This is a genomic window from Mesorhizobium sp. M0808 (assembly GCF_040320025.1).
In the GTDB taxonomy this organism is placed as follows: domain Bacteria; phylum Pseudomonadota; class Alphaproteobacteria; order Rhizobiales; family Rhizobiaceae; genus Mesorhizobium.
On the sequence record NZ_JAMYOX010000094.1, the window covers coordinates 1 to 5,033 of the forward strand.

At 58.1% G+C, this 5,033-nt stretch carries 3 protein-coding genes and 1 pseudogene; 2 read left to right on the top strand and 2 right to left on the bottom strand.

Annotated elements, in window-relative coordinates; all coding sequences use genetic code 11:
* Positions 1 to 236, top strand: a 236-nt coding sequence (locus tag NKI25_RS35975; protein ID WP_352590719.1) for a transposase, incomplete at its 5' end; no start/stop codon positions are given.
* Positions 237 to 882: 646 nt separating this feature from the next.
* Here the strand turns inward: NKI25_RS35975 and NKI25_RS35980 are convergent.
* Both NKI25_RS35980 and NKI25_RS35985 read right to left on the bottom strand, forming a co-directional pair.
* On the bottom strand, positions 883 to 3,237 hold the full coding sequence (locus NKI25_RS35980) for a caspase family protein (RefSeq protein WP_352596240.1): 2,355 nt from the start codon (positions 3,235 to 3,237) through the stop codon (positions 883 to 885).
* Positions 3,234 to 4,670 carry a hypothetical protein gene (locus tag NKI25_RS35985; protein ID WP_352634296.1) on the bottom strand — a complete coding sequence of 479 codons (1,437 nt, stop codon included), beginning with the start codon at positions 4,668 to 4,670 and terminating at the stop codon, positions 3,234 to 3,236. Before NKI25_RS35985 ends, NKI25_RS35980 begins: the two co-directional genes overlap by 4 nt.
* A gap of 92 nt (positions 4,671 to 4,762) precedes the next feature.
* Between NKI25_RS35985 and NKI25_RS35990 the strand changes: the two are divergent.
* Positions 4,763 to 5,033 (top strand): annotated as a pseudogene (locus tag NKI25_RS35990) (hypothetical protein); the annotation flags it as partial.

A 5,033-nucleotide genomic window follows, 5' to 3' on the forward strand; every position in this document is an offset into this window, starting at 1 on the left:
TGCCGCTAGCTCACCACAAGCACATGAAGTCGACGAACATGCTGGAGCGGCTGAACCAGGAGATCAAGCGGCGCACCCTGGTCGTTCGCATCTTCCCCAACCCCCGGAGCTGTCTGCGGCTGGTTCGGGCATTGGCGGTGGAGATCCACGAGAACTGGCTCGAGGCGACCCGCTATCTCAACATGGATCATCTGCGCGAGCACAAGAAGGAGAGCCTGAGGGCCTTGGCCGCCTGAGCACCGTCATGTGTCCGCCGCTCCGCTAAACACGGGAGCTGCGCGGCGGACACGCCGACGTCACCGCAATGCCACGCCATTTTGCAGAACTTGACGCACACAACTCCGAAGTGGCGGAGAGGGAGACCTTCGCTGGCAATAGGATGCTAATGATTTCAATGACTTAGCTGTTTAATAAGAGCTAAAACCAGAGCTAAAACCAGAGCTAAAACCAGAGCAAGGGTTGGCTCACAACCTCGCGCTTTGCTTGGTGTGACGCCGGTTCCTGTACGTTTGGTGCTAACAGCCGTGTAGTCAACTGTCCCGCAGCGACTTGCCCCGGAATGCCAAGCTCTTGCGCGGTTGGCCGCTTTTTTTGTTCGCTGGTGCCGCAGTTTGGTTAATGGGGGGCTTCGTGGTTTAGATCGATGCCGCCCGTTCCCCCAAAACGGTTGTCTCATGCGGGGGCCGGGTGCGTGCAAGTCTGTAGCAAAATTTCGGAGCAAGCCGGATTTCGCTGAGCCGGCGCCACAAGCGCTCGCGATGGGCGATCAGCACTCATGCGGCTCAGGCAGACATTTCGCCGTCATCCTCATCCTTGTCGGCGTGATCTTTTCTGTTTCCTCACGAAAATGTCGTGGCATAACCAGTGCGGAGAAGCTTCCTCCTAATCGACAGGCGGGGCGGTGCCGAAGCTTCGAATAGGCTCCACCACCCCACCGTCGTCTTCAGACTGTTCCGCCAGAGACTTCGCTGCCACGAGGACATTCATCGGCAACATAGTGCGACGGACTAGCCGGCTAAGATCAAGCGCACCGCCTGTTCGCGTGCTCTGTTTAACTGCCTCACGCATGTAACTCACCACCCAGTCAGGAATGCTGAGAATTGTGTTGGCCTGACTGGCGGCATCGAAATTTCGGGGACGGTGACCTTCCGGGCGTATTGCCCGAAGCTTGCGCAAGCTGCCAGCCTGCGTCGATTCCACTACAAAGCCATCTCTGCGCCACAGTTTCTCGATCGCTTTCAGCCTGCCAATCGATTCGCTTTCCAAATGGAACGTAGTGTGTGGTGTCGGATAGAGGCTCCAACTCGCGGACACGCTGCTGGTCCTTGCAGGCCGCCACAACGTCCATGGCGAATTCCCGTCGAGGCCAAGCGCGACGTCGTCGAGCCTGCTGTCCATCGCTGCGTCAGACGATGCCGTCGCCTCTATGAAAGCTTGGAAACCGACATTGAACAGCGGCAAGTGCCCAGCTAAAGGTTCCCTCGGCCACTCTTTGGAGATCAGTTGCCTCCAAAGGCGCAGAGCAACGACGTCGGGCGCATCCGCACCAAGCAGCTCACCCAAATTTTCGACCACGATCGCGAGACGTTGGAGATCGTTGGGATCCGGTTTGGGATCGCGTCGAAGCTTGCGAATCAAAAAGTGCGCGCCTAGCAAGCCGAACAGTGGGTTTCGATATTTGCCCCAGAGCAAATAGTCGAGAGTTTCAGGGTCAGGTCCAGGGCCGCCGGTCACAAGGTCTGCAATGCCCCGTTCGTAGGCATCAATCAACGCATCGGACGGATCGAAGCCGACCCCAGAAGGCCGCATAGATATAGAAGCGGTCGGAAGCTGGGGGCGACCCTCATAAGTCAGAATAAATACGTGTGTGTCCCACCCTTTCGCGATGGGGATCGGCAGGATTGAAATGTCTCCTTCAGAGCCAAAGTAAAGCAGGTCAGAGGTCCCCGGCTCCACGAGATGCAGTGAGTTTCCCTCGTAGATGGCGATATTCTTGCCTCGGTTGTTTAGCGACAGCGATAGCGATCTTGCCATCGGCGTCGCATCGCCCGGCTGCCGCGAACGCACAGAAACGAAAATAGCCTGGCCGCCCTGCGAAGCATCCCATTTGCTTGCATCGACTACCGGATCGGTCAGCCACTCGTGCTTGTCTATTGTGCTGGATAGCAGAGTCGCAGAAGCGCGTCGGGGAAGGTCGAACTGCTGCTCAACCGGTTGATCGCCCACATCAATGTCGTAAGTGATAGATGCCTCCGCATGATCAATGCGGACCTGATAATGTCCCGGAATAAGCTGCTTGCTGACAGAACCAACGCCGCGAGCGATAAGAAAATCGTCGCGAATTATGCTAATGTCGCCGGGCCGGGGTGTGGGCGCGTCCTGCTCAGTGTTGCTGCCGGTCAGGTTGCTCTTCACCGAGATTGAAACCTGCGTGCCGACTCCTTTCCCGCCGTCAGCATATTTCTCCAGCAGTGGTTTGCGATCTGGAGGACCAAGATAAATCTTTGTGTCTGCGGGGACTGCTCGAACTGTCTGCTCTTTGGGTCTTGCAAGATCCGGGACTATGATCCTCAGTCGGTCGAGGAGGTCGCTAAGTTCGATCGTCCCCTGTTTGAGCACTGTCAGCAGACCGGCGGTAAAGTAACCCCGAATCTCCTCATTGACCTCTCCTTCAAATGTGGGCTCGTACTGATCGCTCCCAAAGAGAATCGCGGAATAGCGGTGTCTTGCGTCCGGGTCCCCGCACTCCAACTCGCTTTGCTGCCCCAGCGGAACCACGGCTCGAACGCGGCAGCAGTCGAGAAAAAAGACGCTTTCTGAAAATTTCAAACAGCCAATCGAGGCCTTTATGTAGCTTTCCAAATGAAGAGCAGCGCCAGCATCGAGTGGTGACCAGTTCGCGAGACAGAGCGACTGTTGCTGCCACGAACCGGCACGGCTATGGCCGTGCCCAGTGAAATAAAAATAAAAGCGCCGCCGCAACTTTCCCTCGGACTGATTACGGATCGCGCGAAAGGCATCGTCGATCATCCATTGCCGCGGGCCTAGTGGCTCAACAGTCGAAACGACGAGCTTTGCATTCTCCGGCGCGAGGCCGCCGCCGTCCTTATGAATTAGCCAATCGCGAAAATCAGTCGCGTCCTTGACCGAACCCTTGAGCGATTTCGCGCCCTTGTTCCACTCCGGATAATCGTTGACGCCAATAACCAAGGCATAGTCGTCCGGTGCGTGGGTCATGGTGTTGCTCCCACTATGAAGCGGAGGCTAGCAAGGGTAGCCGGATCGTCGTCGAAACTGCCGTGGTGAAGGGAATTCGTTTGGAGGCCCTGCGCGGTACGGGCGGGGCTTGGAGAATAAGCAAGCCGGTTACCCTCCTGCAACCAAAGGCGCACATCGTCATAGTCACGTCCGGCTGAGGTCGCCGCGCGTCGAAGGTAACGATCCATGCCGACAATGGCCGCATCGGGGCGATCCTCGAAGCAACCAGAGACCATGTAGAGGAGCGATCGAGGATAGATCGGGCCGGCGATACGATCCTGCTTTTCCGCGGCATCGGTCATCGTGAACATTCGGAAGCGTTTGAAAATCTGCGGCCCGCGAGGAATCCAACGGGCGAAAAGGTCCAGACGGACGGCGGGCGCCAGGAAAAGGATATTGCGCAACCGGATTGTGCGCCGGTCAGCTTCGATCGCTGCCAGCATCTCACAGATAGCGATCGATCCAGCGCTGTGGCCCACGACATCGATGATCATTTCCGGCCGGGCCGCCTGCAGCGCTTCGAGCCGCCGCAGCATATATCCCCCACCGTGGCCGTTCACGCCGGGCGTTGCCCCATCGTCGGTCCACATCCGCTGCGCTTTTGCCTTCATTGCGTCCCAGGCGAACTTTCCAACGTCGCCAAGATAGGCAGCGCGCAGCAACTCCTCCACTGCGGTTGGAAGAACATCATGCGCCGTCTCGCTGCGGTAGCGGCGGATCACGGCAACGACGACCTTACCGATGAACAAAGCAACGCCAGTAATAGTCGCGCCTCTCGCACCGTCCTCGAGGTCCAGTTTGCGGCGAATCGGATCAGACCCAAGCACTGCCAAATCGATCAGATCAGGTAACGAAGGGTCGGCCGCAAAATCATATTCAAGGTCGCTAGCGATCGCCTCCGCGTCGAGGTCATCAAGTCCGCTGCTTTTTGCACTCGCGGCCAATTGGGCGGCATCGGCCTGGGCTGCAAGTGCGCCATCAAGCGCCCTTGCACCCTCCGGTGTCTCAAGCATGGCTTCGATTTCTGCGGCAGCGAGTGGGCCACCACCTATGCCCTTGGCTCCGCCGTCATCGCCGACACCTGCCTTGGCTAGCACCCAAGAAAGCGCCTTCTTGAAGACCTTGGTTTCCGTGATTGACAGAAGGTTATCGCGGAACGTTTCGGCAAGACCCGTCTCCCAAATAATCCCTACCGAGGCTGCCGTCGATCCGTAATTACCCGACATCCGTTCCGCGCTTATGAGCCCGGACGCCTCGTTTACCAGCCCCCCATGAAAGTAGAGTACGAGCTGTGAGGCGTCGCCCAACGCATCGCCTAGCAGGTGATCGACATCGGCGGGCGTGCTCGATAATTTTCCGCTCGCCGCGAACCTGCCATCGGCGCCAAGATTGATCCAACATTGCGATGCCATGACTGCCCTCCCAATCCACGCTGAGGATTTGGCGTAGTTCCGAACCGCGCGGGCTCGATGGTACATTAAGTGACCGTATCGACAAACGCAGTATGAAGTGGACCTTCCATCGCGTCGACGCGGCCAGGCTGGATGCGGCGCCCGTGTTGCTCTCGCGCGGCATTTCACTGAAATCAGTCGCGGCGGAGGTCGGACTCTACTCGCCCAGGCGGCTTCCGAAGCATTCGAACGGCGCTTCGGCATCCGAGACCGCGGCCCGGATTTCGGATGAAGATCACACGCTGCAGCGGATTGCGGCGGAACTGACAGACACCAACAAAATGTCGTTCGTGGCAGAACGGCCAGACGGCTCGATTGCCGGCT